Below are 16,293 nucleotides of genomic sequence, written 5' to 3' on the forward strand. Positions count from 1 at the left end.
CTCGACGTTTCTGTCAGGGACTACCCCACTGGTTGCGCAGGTTGGCTGGTCTTCTGGTCGCCACCGCCCACCTCGACGACGAGCCCCCGACGCTCAGCCGAGCGATAGTACGGATCGATCGGCTGGCTTCCCGGCGGGCCTAGGCAGTCTGGTGATCCGTACTATCGCTCAGCGGGTCTTGGTGAAGCGGACGGCCTCGGCGACCAGCCGACAGCCCAGCGCGTCGTTGATGGCGATCATCGGTGCGTTGCCGGGGGCGTTCCAGGTGTCGGCCCACGTCACGTCCGCCCGCTCCGCACGGAGCCAGTCCAGCATCGCCAGCTTGAGCCGCAGGCCCAGCCGGTGGCCGCGGTGCGGTGCCAGGACCGAGGTGTCCTCCTGGGCCGCTATCGCGGGGCGCAGCTCGTGGACGCACAGCATCGTGATCCCGGCGGGCTCGCCCGTCGCCCGGTGCCGGGCCACGACGGTGTACGGCGTCTGGTGGCGGCGGGCCAGGCTCTGCTCGTAGGCGCGGATCCGCTCCGGTGAGTACGCCTCGAACTCGCCCTCGTCCGGGGCGTCGTTGATCGCCTCGCGCAGCGGCACCAGGTCGTCGAGCAGGGAGTCCGGCGCCGGTCCGCAGAGCCGCGCCACGTCGTAGTCGCTGCTCGCCTCCTCCGCCGCGGCCACCAACGACGCCGGCTGCCGGTCGCGCACGGACACACGTCGTACCTCGTGGGAGAAGCCGGCCGCGTAGCCCAGCCGGGGGAGTGCCACCATGCCGGCCGTGCCGACCCAGGTCGGGGCACGCAGGCGGGGCCGGTCGGTGGCCGCCTCGGCCGCGGCCACGAGGGCGCGACCCACGCCGTGCCCGCGGGAGTCGGGGAGCACGGCGCCGAGGAGCTTGGCGCCGTCGAGGTTCTCGAAGAGGTTGAGCGTCAGCGCAGCGAAGCCGACCAGGCGGTCGGCCTCCCGGGCGAGCCAGAAGCCCGCGTCGGGGCCTTCGCCGTCGCGGTCGCGACAGTCCAGGAGGAACGTCTGCGCGGTGTGCCGGCGCAGCGGTACGCCGTCCAGACCGGCGTTGTCGATGGCGGCCAGCTCGGCCGCGGTCGCCAGGTCGAGCTCGGCGACGTCGACGCGCTCGATCGCGACGCTCACACCGCCACCAGGTGCAGGTAGGCCAGGCCCATGATCCCGCGGTAGCCGCCGAGGTACGCCGCGTGCTGGCGGCCGGCCAGCGCACGCACCTCCTCGGCGTCGGGGTGGTCGGGGTCGTGCTCGGCCAGCCAGCGGGCGTAGCAGGCGGTGTAGCCGGACTCGAAGGCGTCCCACTCGTCGCGGCCGGCCTCGTGCACCGCGAGCACGGCGAACCCGTGCCGCTCGGCGAGCGAGACCAGGGTCGCGATGCTGACCAGCTCGTCGTCGCGCCCGGCCAGCGGCGCCGTCGCGGCCGGGGTCGGAGGCGCGGACCAGATGCCCTCGGCGTACACGAGGCGCCCGCCGTGCGGGAGCAGGCCCCGGAGCGCGGTCAGGGCGGCGGCGTAGTCGAGCGGCTGCTGCTCGCTCACGTCGGGGCCCCAGACCTGCGACGCACCGATGCAGATGACCGCGTCGTGGCTGCCGGTCTCGGTGCGCGCGTCGCGGGCGGTGAGCTCGACCCGGCCGGCAAGGCCACGCCGATCGGCCTCCCCGCGACCGGCGGCCACCGACTCCTCGTCGAGGTCGACGCCCAGACCCCGCGCCTCGGGAGCCGCCTCGAGGACCCGGAGCAGCAGCTCGCCCCAGCCGCAGCCGATGTCGAGCACGCTCGCCGGCTCGCCTCCGGCGAGAAAGGCCACGAGTCGCTCGGCGCGCGCCTCCGAGAGCGGTGACATGAAGGTCAGGTCGAGGTGAGGCGGGCTGAAGGTCGGCATCGCGGCCCAGTCTCGGCGAACGTCGGCCTTCGCGCGAGCGTGTTTCGCGGCCGGCGGGCTCAGCGCCGGTAGCGGATGCGCTCGCCGATCGCCTTCGCCGCTGCCTCCAGGGGTCGGGCCAGCTCGCGGTCTATCGCTCCCCACTCGGCGGCGTCGGGCACGACTGCGGGTGCCTCCCAGGGTCTGCCGTCCACCAGGCGGATCCGGAGCGTCGTGGCCGGGTGGCTGGCGTCGACGCGGGTGCGCTCGCTGGTCGCGGTGGCCCGGGCGCGCGAGCGTTCCTCCGGGCCTCGGGCGGCAAGGCGCTCGGTGACGACGTGCCACATGTCGGGTCGGCGGCCGTCGACGGCGGCGGAGGAGATCGACGTCTCCACGCTCAGCTTCGCCAAGATGGTGTCCAGCAGCTCCAGAGCGCCGTCGGTGCCGGCGACGCGCGCGGCGTCGAGGTCGGCGAGCATCTCCTGTCGTCGGTGCGACGGTGCGTTGGCCCACTCGACGAGGGAGGTGTACGCACCGGTCAGCCCGCGCAGCAGCGGGAACAGCAGCGTGGACAGCACCACGGCGATGCCACCGCCCCAGAAGCCTCGCCTGGTCCCGTGGGTCGCCGCGCTCGGGGTCCGGAACACGTCGTTCCACTTGCGCAGCGTGTGCCGTGCCGTGCTCACCCAGAGGCCGTTGGTCAGGTCCCTGTGTGCCAGGTGACCGAGCTCGTGGGCGATCAGTGCCACCCGCGCCTGCGGCGGGGCGGCGACCCACAGCGGTGCGCCCAGCTCGACGAACCGTCCCCGGAGGCCGGCCCGGCCGACGGCGGCGTTGTAGGCCCTGCTGACCAGGACCTCGTCCGGGACCGGTGCGCGCACCAGCTCGCCGACCTGGCGAAGCAGAGCGAAGGTCGCCGGGGCGTCGTCGGGTCCCAACCGGGCGACGTACGCCGGCCGCTTGGGGAGCTCGGGACGTGTGCCGTAGCAGACGAGCAGGAGCACGAGCCCTGCCACGCGCTCCGGCCAGGTGTGCGGCGCGACGAGGAGGTAGAGGCCGCCGACGAGGCTGGCCAGGGTGAGCAGGTGGACAGGGAGGACGACGAGCGCCCCGACGACGCGCGTCGACCGCAGGCTTCGTGTGCTGCCCGCCTGCGCGGAGGACATCGTCCCGACGAGCCGCTCGGCGTACCCGTCGACGAGCCGCAGCCGGTACTCCTCGAACCTGTCCCGGGGGCTCCGCGCGGCGCCCTTCGTCGTGCTCACCGCGGAAGTGTGCCTGACGGGGGACGGCGATATCAGCGAAAGTCGAGATCCGGCACGCGAGGCGACCGAGCGGCAGACGCGACCGAACGCGGACTCCCGGCTCTGCTAGCCTGGCTCACCTCATGATGCGCAGCTCGCTCCTCCTTCGCTGCCGCAGCGGGGTCTGACAGAGCCGGACCTCCTCGCTGCGGAGTGATCGCGTGCGCCGGCCGCCACCCACACCAGTGAGCAGGACCGGATCATGACTCTTCAGTTCGAGGGCTTCGCCAACACCCAGAAGCCCAGCCCGATGCCCTTCGCGCGCTACCGCGCGTTCGAGCCGGTCGACCTGCCCGACCGCACCTGGCCCTCGCGTCAGATCACCCGGGCGCCCCGCTGGCTCTCCACCGACCTGCGCGACGGAAACCAGGCGCTGATCGACCCGATGAGCCCCGTGCGCAAGCTGCGGATGTTCGACCTCCTGGTGCAGATGGGCTACAAGGAGATCGAGGTCGGCTTCCCCAGCGCCAGCGAGACCGACTTCGCCTTCGTCCGCCAGCTCATCGAGCAGGACCGGGTGCCCGAGGACGTCACCATCTCGGTGCTGACGCAGGCCCGCGAGGACCTCATCGAGCGCACCGTGCACTCCCTGGTCGGGGTGCACCACGCGAACATCCACCTCTACAACGCGCTGGCGCCGCTCTTCCGCCGGGTCGTGTTCCGGGCCAGTGCCGACGAGATCAAGGACATCGCCGTCCGCGGCACCGAGATCGTGATGAAGCATTCCGAGAACGTGCTCGGCCAGACGATCATCGGCTACGAGTACAGCCCCGAGATCTTCACCGGCACCGAGCTGCCCTTCAGCGTCGAGGTGTGCGAGGCGGTCAGCGACGTCTGGCAGCCCGACGACGGCCGCGAGATCATCCTCAACCTGCCGGCCACCGTCGAGATGGCGACCCCGAACGTGTACGCCGACCAGATCGAGTGGTTCTCGCGGCAGCTGACCCGACGCGAGTTCACGACGATCTCGCTGCACCCCCACAACGACCGGGGGACGGCGGTCGCGGCGACCGAGCTGGCGATGATGGCCGGCGCGGACCGGGTCGAGGGCTGCCTTTTCGGGCACGGTGAGCGGACCGGCAACGTCTGCCTGGTAACGCTGGGGATGAACCTCTTCAGCCAGGGCGTCGACCCGAAGATCGACTTCTCCGACATCGACGAGATCCGGCGCACGGTGGAGTGGTGCACGCAGCTGCCGGTGCATCCGCGTCACCCCTACGCCGGGGACCTGGTCTACACGGCGTTCTCCGGCTCGCACCAGGACGCCATCAAGAAGGGCCTGGAGGCGCTCGAGCAGCAGGCCTCCGACGCGGCCCGGCCGGTCGGTGAGCTGCCCTGGGAGGCGCCGTACCTCCCGATCGACCCCAAGGACGTCGGCCGTTCCTACGAGGCGGTGATCAGGGTCAACAGCCAGTCCGGCAAGGGCGGGGTCGCCTACGTGCTCAAGGCCGAGCACAAGCTCGACCTTCCGCGCCGGGCGCAGATCGAGTTCAGTCGGGTGATCCAGGAGCTCACCGATGCCGAGGGGGGCGAGATCAGCCCGGCGGCGATCTGGGAGGCATTCCGCGCCGAGTACCTCACCCGCGAGTCGCCCCTGGAGCTCAGCTCCGTGCACACCTCCTCGGCAGCCGGCGAGAAGGACCGGCTCGACGTCAACGTCTACGTCGACGGCGAGCTGCACGAGCTGTCCGGTGAGGGCAACGGTCCGATCGCGGCCTTCGTGGACGCCATCAACGGCGTCGAGCGCGCGGGCGCCTCCTTCGACGTGCGGGTGCTCGACTACGCCGAGCACGCCCTCAGCTCGGGCGGCGACGCCATCGCGGCGGCCTACGTCGAGTGCGCGGTGACCGCGGCGAACGGTGAGACCGAGGTGTTGTGGGGCGTCGGGCTCGACCCCAACATCGTCACGGCGTCGCTCCGAGCGGTCATCAGCGCGGTCAACCGCGTCGCCTGACACCGTCGTTCGAGCCCGTGCCGTCGGTGGAGTCGGCACCTCCTGGACCGGAGGCAACCGGAAGGACCATCAGCTCGATCAGCTGGTCGGAGCCGGGGCGCAGCGGTTCGACCTCGCCGGTCGCGACGAACCCGTAGCGCTCGTACGCCGCCCGCGCGCCGCCGTTGGCGACGTTCACGTCGAGCTGGGCCGGCGTCCCGGCCGGGATCAGGGCGTCGAGGATCCGGCGGGCGTGGCCGCGGTGCCGGTGGGCGGCATGGGTCCACATGCCCCACACGTGCGGCGTGCCGGCGTTGTCGAAGACTCCGCCGACCGAGACCGGTCCGACCCCGTCCGCCCCGACCCCGTCGGGGCCGGCGTCGTCCACGACGTAGACGGGTCCGCCGAGGCGCTGGCGCCAGTCGTCCGCGGTGAAGGCCTGCTCGCGCTCCAGCGTCGAGCCGAAGGCATCCGGGGCGTCGGCCAGGGCGGCCAGCCGGATCTCCCGGAAGACCTCCCAGTCGTCGGGGCCCAGGCGTCGTACGGCGACCATCCTCCGAGGTTGGCAGCCCGGCGGCTCGGGCTCAAGGCTCGTGGCGCGGCGGGTGAGTGGATCGGCCGTCTGGGCGGCAGAATGGACCGGTGCCGCTCTACCGCGACGAGGCGATCGTGCTGCGCACCCACAAGCTGGGTGAGGCAGACCGGATCGTCACACTCCTGACCCGGCAGCACGGGCGGGTGCGCGCGGTGGTCAAGGGCGTCCGCAAGACGACCTCGCGCTGGGGCTCGCGGCTCGAGCCGTTCACCCACGTCGACCTCCAGCTCGCCGAGGGTCGCAACCTCGACGTGGTCACGCAGGCCGACACCCTCGACGCCTTCCCGGCACGGCTGGGCGACCACTACGACCGCTACACCGCGGGCACGGTGATGCTCGAGACCGCCGACCGGCTGGTCACCGAGGAGAAGCAGCCGGCCCTCCAGCAGTTCCTGCTGCTCGTGGGCGGCCTGCGCGCGATGACGTCGGGCGAGCACACGCCGGCCCAGGTGCTCGACTCCTACCTCCTGCGCTCGCTGGCCGTCGCGGGCTACGCCCCGTCGTTCACCCACTGTGCGCGATGCGGCGACCCGGGGCCGCACCGATGGTTCTCCCCGTCGGCCGGTGGCGCCCTCTGCGCCGACTGCCGGGTGCCCGGTTCGGCGACCCCGTCGGCCGGGACGCTGGAGGTGATGGGCGCGCTGCTCGCCGGTGACTGGCCGGCGGTCGAGGCGACCGACCGGCGGCACCTGCGTGAGGCCTCGGGGATGGTCGCGGCCTACCTCCACTGGCACCTCGAGCGGGGCCTGCGATCGCTGGAGTACGTCGAGAGGTGACCCGCTCCCGCCGCCGTCGCGACGTCCGTCCGCCGAGCCCGCACCCGTCCGGCGCCACGCCACCCGCCATCCCGGCCGCCCTGGTGCCTCGACACGTCGCGATCACCATGGACGGGAACGGCCGCTGGGCCAAGGCGCGCGGGCTGCCGCGGACCAAGGGTCACGAGATGGGGGAGGCGGCGCTCTTCGACGTCGTCGAGGGCGCGATCCAGATCGGCGTCCGGGCGATCTCGGCGTACGCCTTCTCCACCGAGAACTGGACGCGGTCTCCGGAGGAGGTCCGCTTCCTGATGGGCTTCAACCGCGACGTGATCCGGCGGCGTCGCGACGAGATGCACGAGCTCGGTGTGCGGGTGACGTGGTCGGGCCGGTCGCCGCGGCTGTGGAAGTCGGTGATCAAGGAGCTCCGGGTCGCCGAGGAGCTCACCCGCGACAACGACGTGCTCACGCTGAACATGTGCGTCAACTACGGGGGCCGCGCCGAGGTCGCCGACACGGCGCGCGCGATCGGCCGCGAGGTCGCCGCGGGTCGGCTCGACCCCGACAAGATCGACGAGCGGACCTTCGCCCGGCACCTCTACGTGCCGGGCCTCGGTGAGGCCGACATGCTGTGGCGGACGTCGGGGGAGCACCGGCTGTCGAACTTCATGCTCTGGCAGGCGGCGTACTCCGAGCTCGTCTTCACCGACGTCCTGTGGCCCGACGTGGATCGGCTGGCTCTGTGGAGGGCCATCGAGATCTACGCCCGGCGCGACCGGCGGTTCGGTCGGGCCTAGCGTCTGTCTCAGCCGGGGACGACGGCAGCCGTCTCGTCCGGCTCGGGCTCGGGCTCGTAGGCGTAGTTGAGCTTGTGCCGGGAGATGTAGATGAACGACTCGCTGCTGCGGACCCCCTCGACGGCACGCAGCCGCTCGACCAGCGCGAGCAGCTCGGCGTTGTCGGTGCACACCACCTCGATCAGGAGGTCGTAGCTGCCGGCGCTGATGACCACGTAGGTGGTCTCGGGCCACGTCGAGACGTGCTCGGCGATGGAGTTCAGGTCCTTGTTGGCCTGCACGCCGATCAGCGCCATCACCGCGAAGCCCATGTTGCCGGGGTCGGTCAGGCCGATGATCTGGAGGACCCCGGCGGAGGTCAGGCCCTGGACCCGCGCTCTGACGGCCGCCTCGGAGATGCCCAGCCGGCGGGCGATCTCGGTATAGGGACAGCGCCCGTCGCGTTGCAGCATCGCGATGATCCCGCGTGAGATGCGGTCGATCTCCATCTGCGAATTCCGTTCTTCACGCCACCATGGCCTGCGAATCTCGGACGTTGACGGGCCGTTTTGCTGAGAGATACGTTACCGCAACACCATTCGACCGTCCTCTCGGGGAGTCAGTAGGCTCGGAACAGGTCGAGTCGATCAGCCGGGCGGACGGGGCCGCCCCTGACGCACTGGCGGGAGGCAGCGGGCGTGAGCTCCGGTGAGTCCAGCACGGCGTACGACGTGGAGTTCCGGTCGGTCACCAAGCGCTTCGGCGACCTCACGGCGGTCAATGCCGTCTCGCTCCAGGTCCGCAAGGGCGAGTTCTTGTCCCTGCTGGGGCCGTCGGGGTGCGGGAAGACGACATCGCTGCGGATGATCGCGGGTTTCGAGCAGCCCGACGAGGGCGAGATCCTGATCGGGGGCCGCGAGGCCGTCGGCGTCCCTCCCTACCGCCGTGACGTCAACACCGTCTTCCAGCAGTACGCGCTGTTCCCGCACATGTCGATCCTCGACAACGTCGCCTACGGCCTGAAGCAGAAGCGGATCGGACGGTCCGAGCGGTACTCCCGGGCCCGCGAGGCTCTCGAGCTGGTGCAGCTCACGGGTCGTGACAAGCACCGGCCGTCGATGCTGTCGGGTGGTCAGCAGCAGCGCGTGGCGCTGGCCAGGGCGCTGGTGAACCGTCCGCGCGTGCTCCTCCTCGACGAGCCCTTGGGCGCCCTGGACCTCAAGCTCCGCAAGGAGATGCAGCTGGAGCTGACCCGCATCCAGCAACAGGTCGGCATCACGTTCGTCTACGTCACCCACGACCAGGGCGAGGCCCTGTCGATGTCGGACCGGATCGCGGTGATGTCGCAGGGGATCATCGAGCAGCTCGACACCCCGGCTGAGATCTACGACCGTCCGGTGACGGCGTTCGTGGCCGACTTCATCGGCGAGATGAACTTCCTCGACGGCGTGGTCAGGGCAGCCCGCGGAGGCGAGTTCGACCTCGACCTGGGCAACGGCGTGATCCTCCAGGCCCACGGCAGCCCCCGCCAGGGGGAGAAGGCCCGGGTCGGCATCCGCCCGGCGCGGCTGCACATCTCGTCCGGGTCCGCCTTCGGAGCGGTGAACACCGCCAAGGCCGTGGTCGACAGCCTGATGTACCTCGGCGACGAGGTCCAGGTGGTCGCGATGATCGAGGGCGGCACCGCGATGACCGTCCGTCAGCAGCGCACCGGCCATGACGGCTCGCCCGAGGCGATCCGCCCCGGTGACGCGATCACGATCCGCTGGGAGCCCTCGGCTCCCGTGCTGCTGGCCGGCTCCACGAACCTGGCCTCCGACCCCGACGACCCCGATGACCCCGCGCAGGACGCCCGCGCGGCCCTACCCCAGAGGTGAGCACGATGACCGACAACCGCGACCCACGCCGTCCCGACCAGCTCAGCATCCTGGCTCCCGCCGAGACCAAGCCCAAGCTCGATGCCCTCCATCGTGCCGTGGAGCGCGCCGCGGGTCACCCGATGTCGCGGCGCTCGGCCCTGGGCCTGGGCGGCCTCATGCTGCTCTCGGCGTGCGGCTCCACCTCGACCGGGCAGGCGAGTCCGGGCAGCGGCTCCTCGGCCGGGTCGGGCGGCTTGGCCGGCAAGCCGATGGAGAACCACCTGGAGATCTTCAACTGGTCGGAGTACGACGACCCGTCGACGTACAAGAAGTTCATGCAGCTGCCGGCGGAGGCCAAGGCCGGCCTGAAGATCCACGAGACCTACTACTCCTCCAACGACGAGCTGCTGGCCAAGCTCAACGCCGGTGGCACGACCTACGACATCATCGCGCCGAGCCAGAACGCCGTCGCGCAGCTGATCCAGGAGGGCAAGCTCCTCAAGCTCGACGCGGCGCTCATCCCCAACCTGTCGAACCTCGACCCGAAGTTCCTCAAGCCGTCCTACGACCCCACGGGGGAGTACCACGTGATCAAGGACTACGGGATCACGATGTTCTTCTACAACAACACCGTCGTCACCGAGCAGCCGCAGACGATGCACGATTTCTACGAGCTGCTGCCGAAGTACGTCAGCAAGGGCCGGACCAACCTGCTGGACGGCGCCGAGGAGGTCGTGCCGCTGGCGCTGAGCGCGCTCGGGATCGACGTCAACACCGACAGCAAGTCGGACTTCGACAAGGTCACCAGCTTCTTGATGTCGATCCGCAAGGGCGTCACGACGATCACGTCGTCCTCGTACATCGACGACGCCATCGCCGGCAAGATCATCTTGAGCCAGGGCTGGAACGGCGACGTGCGCCGGATCGTGCAGGGTCGCAAGAAGGAAGGCGACATCACGGCCGTGATCCCGCACGGCGCCTCGGAGATCTGGGCCGACAACTGGTGCATCCCCTCGACCGCGCCGGACCCGGTCGCGGCGCACGCGTGGATCAACTGGCTGCTCACGCCCTCGACCGCGGTGACCGAGATGGAGTACCACAACTACAACGTCCCGATCCCCTCGGCGTTGTCGCAGCTGCCGGCGTCGCTGAAGAACGACCCGCTGTTCAACGTGCCGGCCAGCTACACCGAGAACTACGAGTACATCCTGAACGTGAGCCCGCAGGTCGTGCAGGAGCGCACGAAGATCTACACCCAGTTCCGCGCCGGCTAATGGCTCATCCCGGCGACGTCGTCGGCCCGCCGCGGCGCGGCCGTCGCCGTTCCTTCAACCCGCGCTACCCGGGCTGGCTCACGACGCCGTCGCTGCTCTACTACGCCATCTTCTTCCTCGGTCCGTTGGCGATCCTGGTCGCGTTCTCGCTCGCCACGCAGACCGGCTTCAACGCGATCACCTACGGCTTCGACACCAGCCAGTACCACCTCGTGCTCGACTCGCTGTACATCCGCATCTTCGAGCGCACGCTGGTGATGGCTGCGACCGGGTCGGTGCTGACGATGCTGGTCGGCTACCCCATTGCCTACTGGATGGCGCGCTACCTCTCGACGTACAAGATGCTGGCGCTCCTCCTGGTGCTGGTGCCGTTCTGGACGTCGTTCCTCATCCGCACCTACGCGCTGAAGATCATCCTCGACCCGCACGGCTACCTCGCGAAGTACCTCGGGATCGACATCATGTACACCAAGTACGCCGTTGCGGTGGGGCTGGTCTACAACTACCTGCCGCTTTTCATCATCCCGGTCTTCGCGTCGCTGGAGCGCATGGACTGGTCGTTGGTCGAGGCGGCCACCGACCTGGGAGCCAAGCCGCTCAACGCCTTCCGGCAGATCACCCTGCGGCTGACGATGCCGGGGGTCGTCACCGGGGCGCTGCTGGTCTTCATCCCGATGTGCGGCGAGTACATCATCCCCAACATCCTCAGCGGCGGTAACTACGAGTTCGTCGGCAACGTGATCGGCGACCAGTTCGCCTCCGCGCAGAACCAGCCGTTCGGCTCGGCCCTCTCGATCAGCCTGATGATCGCGCTGTCCGGCTTCGTGGCGTTCTACATCTTCTTCGCGACCAAGGAGGAGAGGTTCGGTGCCTAGGTCCCCACGTCGTCGCGGTCGCGTCGTCACCGCCAAGCGAGCCTTCACCACCTGGGCGATCTGCGTCTTCGTCTTCCTCTACCTGCCGATCGCGGTGATGGCGCTGTTCGCGTTCAACAAGCCGTCGCCGTCGGCGCTCGCGGGCTTCCACGGCTCCAACGTGTGCGACATCCCGCCCACCCAGCTGGGCAACCTCACGGTCTGGAACGGCTTCACGACCTGCTGGTTCAGCGCCGGCCTGCACGACCCGACGTACATCCCGGCGATCGTGACGAGCGCGAAGATCGCGGCCGGGGCGTCGATCGTCTCGACCTTGCTGGGGCTGGGGGCCGCGCTGGCCCTGGCGCGCATGAACAAGCTCGTGCGGGTGCCGTTCGACTCGCTGGTCTACCTGACCCTGGTCGTCCCCGAGATCGTGATCGCCGTCGCGTCGCTGATCTTCTTCGTGCAGGTCCGGAACAACGTGCCGTTCTTCCCGGGGCTCGGCGCCTGGACGATCTTCCTCGGTCAGGTGATCTACGGCGCCTCGCTGGCGATGCTGATCATCCGGGCCCGCTTCGTCGGCATGGGCGACACGCTCGAGGAGGCGGGCTACGACCTGGGCTCGGGGCGGCTGGCGACGTTCCGCCAGATCACCCTGCCGCGGCTGCTTCCCGCGATCATCTCGGCGACCCTGCTGTCGTTCACGTTCTCCTTCGACGACTACGTGCTGCCCGCGTTCACCAACGGCACGACGAACACCTGGCCGATCGTGCTCTACTCCGCGGTGAGGTTCGGCATCACACCGGCGGTGAACGCGCTGGCCACGCTGATGCTCGCGGTGACCATCGTCGCCATCGCCCTCACCGGGCTGGTGCTGCGGCGCTCCCGGTCCGGGCGCGGCACGGACGTCCCAGCGGCCACCGTCACCCTCCGCTGACTGCTGACTGGGCACTGCTGACTGCTGACTGGGTAGTCCCTGACAGAAATGTCGTCGCCCGACCTTGATCCCGACGTTTCTGTCAGGGACTACCGGGTGGAGTCAGCAGTCAACGGAGGCGGCAGTCGGCGCAGGTCCCGACGATCTCGAGGGTGTGCGCGAGGTCGGAGAAGCCGTGCTCGGCGGCGATCGCCGAGGTCCAGCGCTCCACCGCCGGGCCCTCGACCTCGACCGTCGCTCCGCACGACCGGCAGACCAGGTGATGGTGGTGGGTCTCGGAGCAGCGACGGTAGATCGCCTCGCCGTCCTCGCGTCGCAGCACGTCGACCAGGCCGTGGTCGGCGTACAGCGCCAAGGTCCGGTAGACGGTGGCGAGCCCGATGCCCGATCCTGCTCCGGCCAGCAGCTCGTGGACCTCCTGAGCCGACCGGAAGTCGTCGACGCCGTTGAGTGCGTCGAGCACCGCCTGGCGCTGAGGGGTGGTGCGTGGCCCGTCGGCGTGGTCCGCGGGGTGCTCAGTGCTCGTCATAGTGCTGCCCCTCCCCGGTGACGTGGACGGCGTGCCGGTGGCCGTCGTGGACGTAGTCGACGTGGTCACCGTGCTCGACGGCGACGTGGCCGCAGCCGGGACCGTGGACGTGCCCGTGGGTCTCGTCCGCGGCCTCGTGGAGCGGCAGGGCCCGCGACTCGAACGGGATCCGCGCCCGCCGCCGGCTCTGCACCAGCATCCCGACGGGCGCGGTCGCCACGAATCCGGCGAGCGACACGAGCACGATCATCGCCCCCGGCGGCACGTTCAGGAACGCCGACACGACCACGCCCACGAGGGCGGCGACCAGCCCGAGGCCCATCGCGCCGAGCATGGTGGACCGGAAGCTGCGCGTGAACTGCTGTGAGGTGGCGACCGGGATGATCATCAGCGCGCTGACCAGGAGCAGGCCGACGGTGCGCATCGCGACGCTCACGGTCACCGCCGTCAGCACCGACATCATCGTGCTGTAGAGCCAGACCGGAACGCCGCTGGCCCTCGCGAAGTCCTCGTCGTAGGAGACCGCGAAGAGCTGCGGCATCAGCGCGAGGCCGATGAACAGGACGATCCCGGCGAGCACCACGGCCACCACGACGTCGTCCGGCGCGATCGTGGTGATCGAGCCGAAGAGGTAGCCCTGGAGCGCGAAGGCGCCGTTCCCGGCCATCTGCACCAGCACCAGACCACCGGCGATGCCGCCGTAGAACAGCAGCGCGAGGGCGAGGTCTCCCGAGGCCCGACCCGAGGTCCGGATCAGCTCGATCAGCAGGGCCCCGACGACGGCGACCAGGATCGCGGTGAGCGTCGGGGAGGTGCCGGTCAGCAAGCCGAGCGCGACCCCGGTGACGCAGATGTGGCCGATCCCGTCGCCCATCAGGGAGAGCCGTCGCTGCACGAGATAGGTGCCGACCGACGGTGCCGCGAGGCCGGTGACGGCCGCGGCGATCACGGCCCGGATCATGAACGGCGCCCAGAGCAGCTCCCACATCAGCGGCCACCTGCCTCGGGTCGGACCTCGAGCGGGGCCTGCCAGGCTGGCAGCGGCCCGTCGACGGGGTGGTGATGGCCGTACCCGTCACCCAGCGCGAGCTGGTCAGGCGGGCCGTCGTAGGTCACCCGACCCTCGCGGAGGGCGACGGCGCGGTCGATGAGCGGCGCGAAGGGCCCGAGCTCGTGGAGTACGACGACGACGCTGGCGCCGGCCCGGGCTCGCTCGCCCAGGGTCGCCGCGATCGCCTCCTGGCTGTCGTGGTCGACCCCGGCGTTCGGCTCGTCCAGGAGCAGGAGCTCCGGCTCGCCCGCGAGGGTGCGGGCCACCAGCGCACGCTGCTGCTGTCCGCCGGAGAGCGTGGCCACGGAGTGGCCCGCGCGGTCGGCCAGGCCCACGGACTCCAGGGCTGCCGCCACGGTCCGGCGGTCGGCGCGCGTCATCGGCCAGAACGGGCGGCGGCGGGCGATCCGACCCCCCGCGACGACCTCGCGGACGGTGGCCGGGACCCCGGCGCCGACCGTCGAGCGCTGGGGGACGTAGCCGACCCGGGACCAGTCGCGGAACCGGGGGAGCGGCGTGCCGAACATGAAGACCGACCCGTCGGTCACCGGGTTGAGACCGACCAGGGCCTTGAGCAGGGTCGACTTGCCCGAGCCGTTGGCGCCGAGCACCGCCACGACCTGTCCCGGGGCGACGTCCAGGCTGACGTCGCGGACGATCGGCCGGCCGCCGAGGGCGACGCCGACCCGCTCGAGCCGGAGGACCGGCTCGCCCGGACGCTGCGCCGTGGTCATGAGCAGTCACTCGCCTTCGCGATGGCGGCGAGGTTCTGCCGCATCAGGGTCAGGTACGTCGCGTGCGGGTCGGCCGAGGTGAGCCCCTCGATCGGGTCGAGCACGTCGGTCCGGGCACCGGTGTCCGAGGCGAGGGACTTCGCGAGGGCCGGGCTGGCCAGCGCCTCGTAGAAGACGGTGGTGATGCCGCGACCCTTCACCAGCTCGGCGATCTGGTGGATCCGCTGCAACGACGGCTCCGCATCCGGCTCGAGTCCCGCGATCGGGACGATGTCCATGCCATAGCGACGGCCGAGGTACTCGAAGGCGTCGTGGCTGACCACCAGCGTACGGATCCGGCAGGTCGCCAGGGTCGTGCGGTAGTCGTGGTCGAGCTCGACCAGCTGCTTGCTCAGCGCCCGCGCCCGGCCGGCGTAGTACGACGCGTGGGCGGGGTCGGCCTGCGCCATGGTGCGGGCGAAGGCGTTGGTCGCCGTCACCATGAGCATCGGGTTCTGCCAGAAGTGCGGGTCCTCGTTGTCCGCGGTCTCCTCGTTGTAGCCCGGCTCGGGGGCGTGCAGGGGGACCACGCTGGTGACGTCGAGCGCGTGGGCCGGGGAGTCCTGCGCCATCGCCTGGTCGATCGACGGCGCCATCCCCTTCTCGTAGAAGCCGACCCGCGCGTTGTCGACCTGGGCCGTCTGTCGCACGGTGAGCTCGTACTCGTGCGGCTCGACTCCCGGCGGCACCAGGTCGACGACGTCGTTGTAGCGCCCTGCGACCTCGTCGGCGATGAACTGGAGCGGATAGAACGACGTGACGACCGTGTGCTCGCCGTCGGTGGCCGGCCCGCACGCGGACAGGAGCGGGACGACCAGCGCCGCCACCGCACCGACCAGGCCCGCCCGCGCCACACGTCGCCCCGCGGCACCCCTTTGCATCATGAGAATCATTCTCACTGAGAATGAGAATCATTGTCAAGGATGCGGGTTCCCTGACGGGCTGCCCGGAGCGGGCGAGGGAGGGTCAGCGGGTGATGAGCTCGAAGGACTGGCGGGTGTGGTCGTGGCCGATCTGGCCGCTCCGGCTGCCGGCGTCCCCGCCGGGCTCGACGGTGTGGACGACGATCCGGGTGCGGTCGGCTCGGAAGAGGTCGTGCGAGTGCTCGAACGGCGTGCCGTCGGCGCCGCGGGTGACCCGGGTGATCGACAGCAGCGGGTCGTCACGGCCGATGCCGAGGATGGAGGCGTCGTCGGCGCCGGCGCGGACGACCTCGATCCGCTCGCTCGTCTCGCGCGGCTCGACGGAGAAGTGCTCCCCGAGCAGCGCGTACAGCGAGCCGCCGAGCTGGAAGTCCAGCAGGCCCGGGAACAGCGAGACCGGGAGCCACGCGTTCTCCAGCGAGATCGGGGCACCGTCGGCGAGCCGGATGCGCACGATCGCGTAGACGAGCTGACCCTGCTCGATCTCCAGCGCCTCGGCGGTCGCGGCGGCCGCCGGAGCCATGCCCGTGGAGAGGATCCGGGTCCCCGCGGTGATCCCCTGGGCGGACAGCAGCTCGGGGACCGAGCGGATGTGGGAGAGGTCGCGGTCGATCTTCTGGTGGCTGACGAAGGTGCCGCCGCCCCGCCCGATCACGCGGCGTACGGCGCCGGCCTGCTCCATCATCGCCAGCGCCTGGCGCAGCGACGACCGGCTGACGCCGAGCTCGAGGGCCAGGGTGCGCTCGGAACCCAGCCGCTGGCCGGGCTGCCAGCGGCCGGCGTCGATCTGTGTCTGGAGGTCGCGCTGGATCGAGTCGGCCAGCGGGCCCTTGCCGTGGGAGATGCTCGTCATGGT

At 70.6% G+C, this 16,293-nt stretch carries 17 protein-coding genes; 7 read left to right on the forward strand and 10 right to left on the reverse strand.

All coding sequences use genetic code 11. From position 1 onward, the window contains the following. Window positions 1-168: 168 nt before the first annotated feature. Genes VHW64_RS11335 through VHW64_RS11345 form a run of 3 tightly spaced genes read right to left on the reverse strand, consistent with a single transcriptional unit; the run spans window position 169 to window position 3,136 of the window. Window positions 169-1,137, reverse strand: a complete 969-nt coding sequence (locus VHW64_RS11335) for a GNAT family N-acetyltransferase (protein WP_329650661.1) — start codon at window positions 1,135-1,137, stop codon at window positions 169-171. Further along, complete coding sequence (locus VHW64_RS11340) at window positions 1,134-1,892, reverse strand: SAM-dependent methyltransferase (protein ID WP_329650662.1); 759 nt, start codon at window positions 1,890-1,892, stop codon at window positions 1,134-1,136. The genes VHW64_RS11335 and VHW64_RS11340 overlap by 4 nt, the downstream gene beginning before the upstream one ends. A 59-nt stretch (window positions 1,893-1,951) precedes the next feature. Further along, window positions 1,952-3,136, reverse strand: a complete 1,185-nt coding sequence (locus VHW64_RS11345; RefSeq protein ID WP_329650663.1) for a M48 family metallopeptidase — start codon at window positions 3,134-3,136, stop codon at window positions 1,952-1,954. A 241-nt stretch (window positions 3,137-3,377) separates the two neighbouring features. Between VHW64_RS11345 and leuA the strand changes: the two genes are divergently transcribed. Further along, the gene (gene leuA, locus VHW64_RS11350) at window positions 3,378-5,129 is read left to right on the forward strand and encodes a 2-isopropylmalate synthase (protein ID WP_329650664.1); all 1,752 of its coding nucleotides are present in this window, start codon (window positions 3,378-3,380) and stop codon (window positions 5,127-5,129) included. Here leuA and VHW64_RS11355 read toward each other — a convergent pair. After that, window positions 5,113-5,661, reverse strand: coding sequence for a GNAT family N-acetyltransferase (locus tag VHW64_RS11355; protein WP_329650665.1), 549 nt, complete (start codon window positions 5,659-5,661; stop codon window positions 5,113-5,115). The two genes, leuA and VHW64_RS11355, sit on opposite strands and share 17 nt — an antisense overlap. An 89-nt stretch (window positions 5,662-5,750) precedes the next feature. Between VHW64_RS11355 and recO the strand changes: the two genes are divergently transcribed. Together recO and VHW64_RS11365 are read left to right on the forward strand one after the other, a co-directional pair. Beyond that, the gene (gene recO / locus VHW64_RS11360; protein WP_329650666.1) at window positions 5,751-6,479 is read left to right on the forward strand and encodes a DNA repair protein RecO; all 729 of its coding nucleotides are present in this window, start codon (window positions 5,751-5,753) and stop codon (window positions 6,477-6,479) included. Beyond that, window positions 6,476-7,255 carry an isoprenyl transferase gene (locus tag VHW64_RS11365; RefSeq protein WP_329650667.1) on the forward strand — a complete coding sequence of 260 codons (780 nt, stop codon included), beginning with the start codon at window positions 6,476-6,478 and terminating at the stop codon, window positions 7,253-7,255. The genes recO and VHW64_RS11365 overlap by 4 nt, the downstream gene beginning before the upstream one ends. A gap of 8 nt (window positions 7,256-7,263) precedes the next feature. Here VHW64_RS11365 and VHW64_RS11370 read toward each other — a convergent pair whose 3' ends face one another. Further along, complete coding sequence (locus VHW64_RS11370) at window positions 7,264-7,743, reverse strand: Lrp/AsnC family transcriptional regulator (protein WP_329650668.1); 480 nt, start codon at window positions 7,741-7,743, stop codon at window positions 7,264-7,266. A gap of 189 nt (window positions 7,744-7,932) precedes the next feature. Between VHW64_RS11370 and VHW64_RS11375 the strand changes: the two genes are divergently transcribed. Genes VHW64_RS11375 through VHW64_RS11390 form a run of 4 tightly spaced genes read left to right on the forward strand, consistent with a single transcriptional unit; the run spans window position 7,933 to window position 12,161 of the window. Next, entirely contained in the window at window positions 7,933-9,111 is a 1,179-nt protein-coding gene (locus tag VHW64_RS11375) for an ABC transporter ATP-binding protein (protein WP_329650669.1), read from the forward strand. Between the two features lie 5 nt (window positions 9,112-9,116). Further along, window positions 9,117-10,367, forward strand: a complete 1,251-nt coding sequence (locus VHW64_RS11380; RefSeq protein ID WP_329650670.1) for a spermidine/putrescine ABC transporter substrate-binding protein — start codon at window positions 9,117-9,119, stop codon at window positions 10,365-10,367. Further along, window positions 10,367-11,242 carry an ABC transporter permease gene (locus VHW64_RS11385; RefSeq protein ID WP_329650671.1) on the forward strand — a complete coding sequence of 292 codons (876 nt, stop codon included), beginning with the start codon at window positions 10,367-10,369 and terminating at the stop codon, window positions 11,240-11,242. The genes VHW64_RS11380 and VHW64_RS11385 overlap by 1 nt, the downstream gene beginning before the upstream one ends. Continuing rightward, window positions 11,235-12,161, forward strand: coding sequence for an ABC transporter permease (locus VHW64_RS11390; protein WP_329650672.1), 927 nt, complete (start codon window positions 11,235-11,237; stop codon window positions 12,159-12,161). The genes VHW64_RS11385 and VHW64_RS11390 overlap by 8 nt, the downstream gene beginning before the upstream one ends. A 109-nt stretch (window positions 12,162-12,270) precedes the next feature. Here the strand turns inward: VHW64_RS11390 and VHW64_RS11395 are convergent, their stop codons facing one another. The 5 genes from VHW64_RS11395 to VHW64_RS11415 all read right to left on the reverse strand — a co-directional run bounded on the left by VHW64_RS11395 (window position 12,271) and on the right by VHW64_RS11415 (window position 16,290). Beyond that, window positions 12,271-12,690, reverse strand: coding sequence for a transcriptional repressor (locus VHW64_RS11395; protein ID WP_329650673.1), 420 nt, complete (start codon window positions 12,688-12,690; stop codon window positions 12,271-12,273). Beyond that, the gene (locus tag VHW64_RS11400; RefSeq protein ID WP_329650674.1) at window positions 12,677-13,678 is read right to left on the reverse strand and encodes a metal ABC transporter permease; all 1,002 of its coding nucleotides are present in this window, start codon (window positions 13,676-13,678) and stop codon (window positions 12,677-12,679) included. Before VHW64_RS11400 ends, VHW64_RS11395 begins: the two co-directional genes overlap by 14 nt. Beyond that, window positions 13,678-14,475, reverse strand: a complete 798-nt coding sequence (locus VHW64_RS11405; protein ID WP_329650675.1) for an ABC transporter ATP-binding protein — start codon at window positions 14,473-14,475, stop codon at window positions 13,678-13,680. Before VHW64_RS11405 ends, VHW64_RS11400 begins: the two co-directional genes overlap by 1 nt. Continuing rightward, window positions 14,472-15,398 (reverse strand): metal ABC transporter substrate-binding protein, encoded by a 927-nt coding sequence (locus tag VHW64_RS11410; RefSeq protein WP_329650676.1) that lies wholly within the window; start codon window positions 15,396-15,398, stop codon window positions 14,472-14,474. The genes VHW64_RS11405 and VHW64_RS11410 overlap by 4 nt, the downstream gene beginning before the upstream one ends. Before the next feature lie 82 nt (window positions 15,399-15,480). After that, window positions 15,481-16,290: a GntR family transcriptional regulator gene (locus VHW64_RS11415; RefSeq protein ID WP_329650677.1), complete on the reverse strand. Its 810-nt coding sequence runs from the start codon at window positions 16,288-16,290 to the stop codon at window positions 15,481-15,483. Between the last annotated feature and the right edge of the window lie 3 nt (window positions 16,291-16,293).

The organism is Nocardioides sp., from assembly GCF_036267815.1.
In the GTDB taxonomy this organism is placed as follows: Bacteria; Actinomycetota; Actinomycetes; order Propionibacteriales; family Nocardioidaceae; genus Nocardioides.

Bases quoted from the DNA above. Each gene is read 5' to 3' on its own strand.
- VHW64_RS11340 (WP_329650662.1), bottom strand. From the start codon at position 1,892: ATGCCGACCTTCAGCCCGCCTCACCTCGACCTGACCTTCATGTCACCG.
- leuA (WP_329650664.1), top strand. From the start codon at position 3,378: ATGACTCTTCAGTTCGAGGGCTTCGCCAACACCCAGAAGCCCAGCCCG.
- VHW64_RS11355 (WP_329650665.1), bottom strand. From the start codon at position 5,661: ATGGTCGCCGTACGACGCCTGGGCCCCGACGACTGGGAGGTCTTCCGG.
- VHW64_RS11370 (WP_329650668.1), bottom strand. From the start codon at position 7,743: ATGGAGATCGACCGCATCTCACGCGGGATCATCGCGATGCTGCAACGC.
- VHW64_RS11380 (WP_329650670.1), top strand. From the start codon at position 9,117: ATGACCGACAACCGCGACCCACGCCGTCCCGACCAGCTCAGCATCCTG.
- VHW64_RS11385 (WP_329650671.1), top strand. From the start codon at position 10,367: ATGGCTCATCCCGGCGACGTCGTCGGCCCGCCGCGGCGCGGCCGTCGC.
- VHW64_RS11395 (WP_329650673.1), bottom strand. From the start codon at position 12,690: ATGACGAGCACTGAGCACCCCGCGGACCACGCCGACGGGCCACGCACC.
- VHW64_RS11400 (WP_329650674.1), bottom strand. From the start codon at position 13,678: ATGTGGGAGCTGCTCTGGGCGCCGTTCATGATCCGGGCCGTGATCGCC.
- VHW64_RS11405 (WP_329650675.1), bottom strand. From the start codon at position 14,475: ATGACCACGGCGCAGCGTCCGGGCGAGCCGGTCCTCCGGCTCGAGCGG.
- VHW64_RS11410 (WP_329650676.1), bottom strand. From the start codon at position 15,398: ATGATGCAAAGGGGTGCCGCGGGGCGACGTGTGGCGCGGGCGGGCCTG.
- VHW64_RS11415 (WP_329650677.1), bottom strand. From the start codon at position 16,290: ATGACGAGCATCTCCCACGGCAAGGGCCCGCTGGCCGACTCGATCCAG.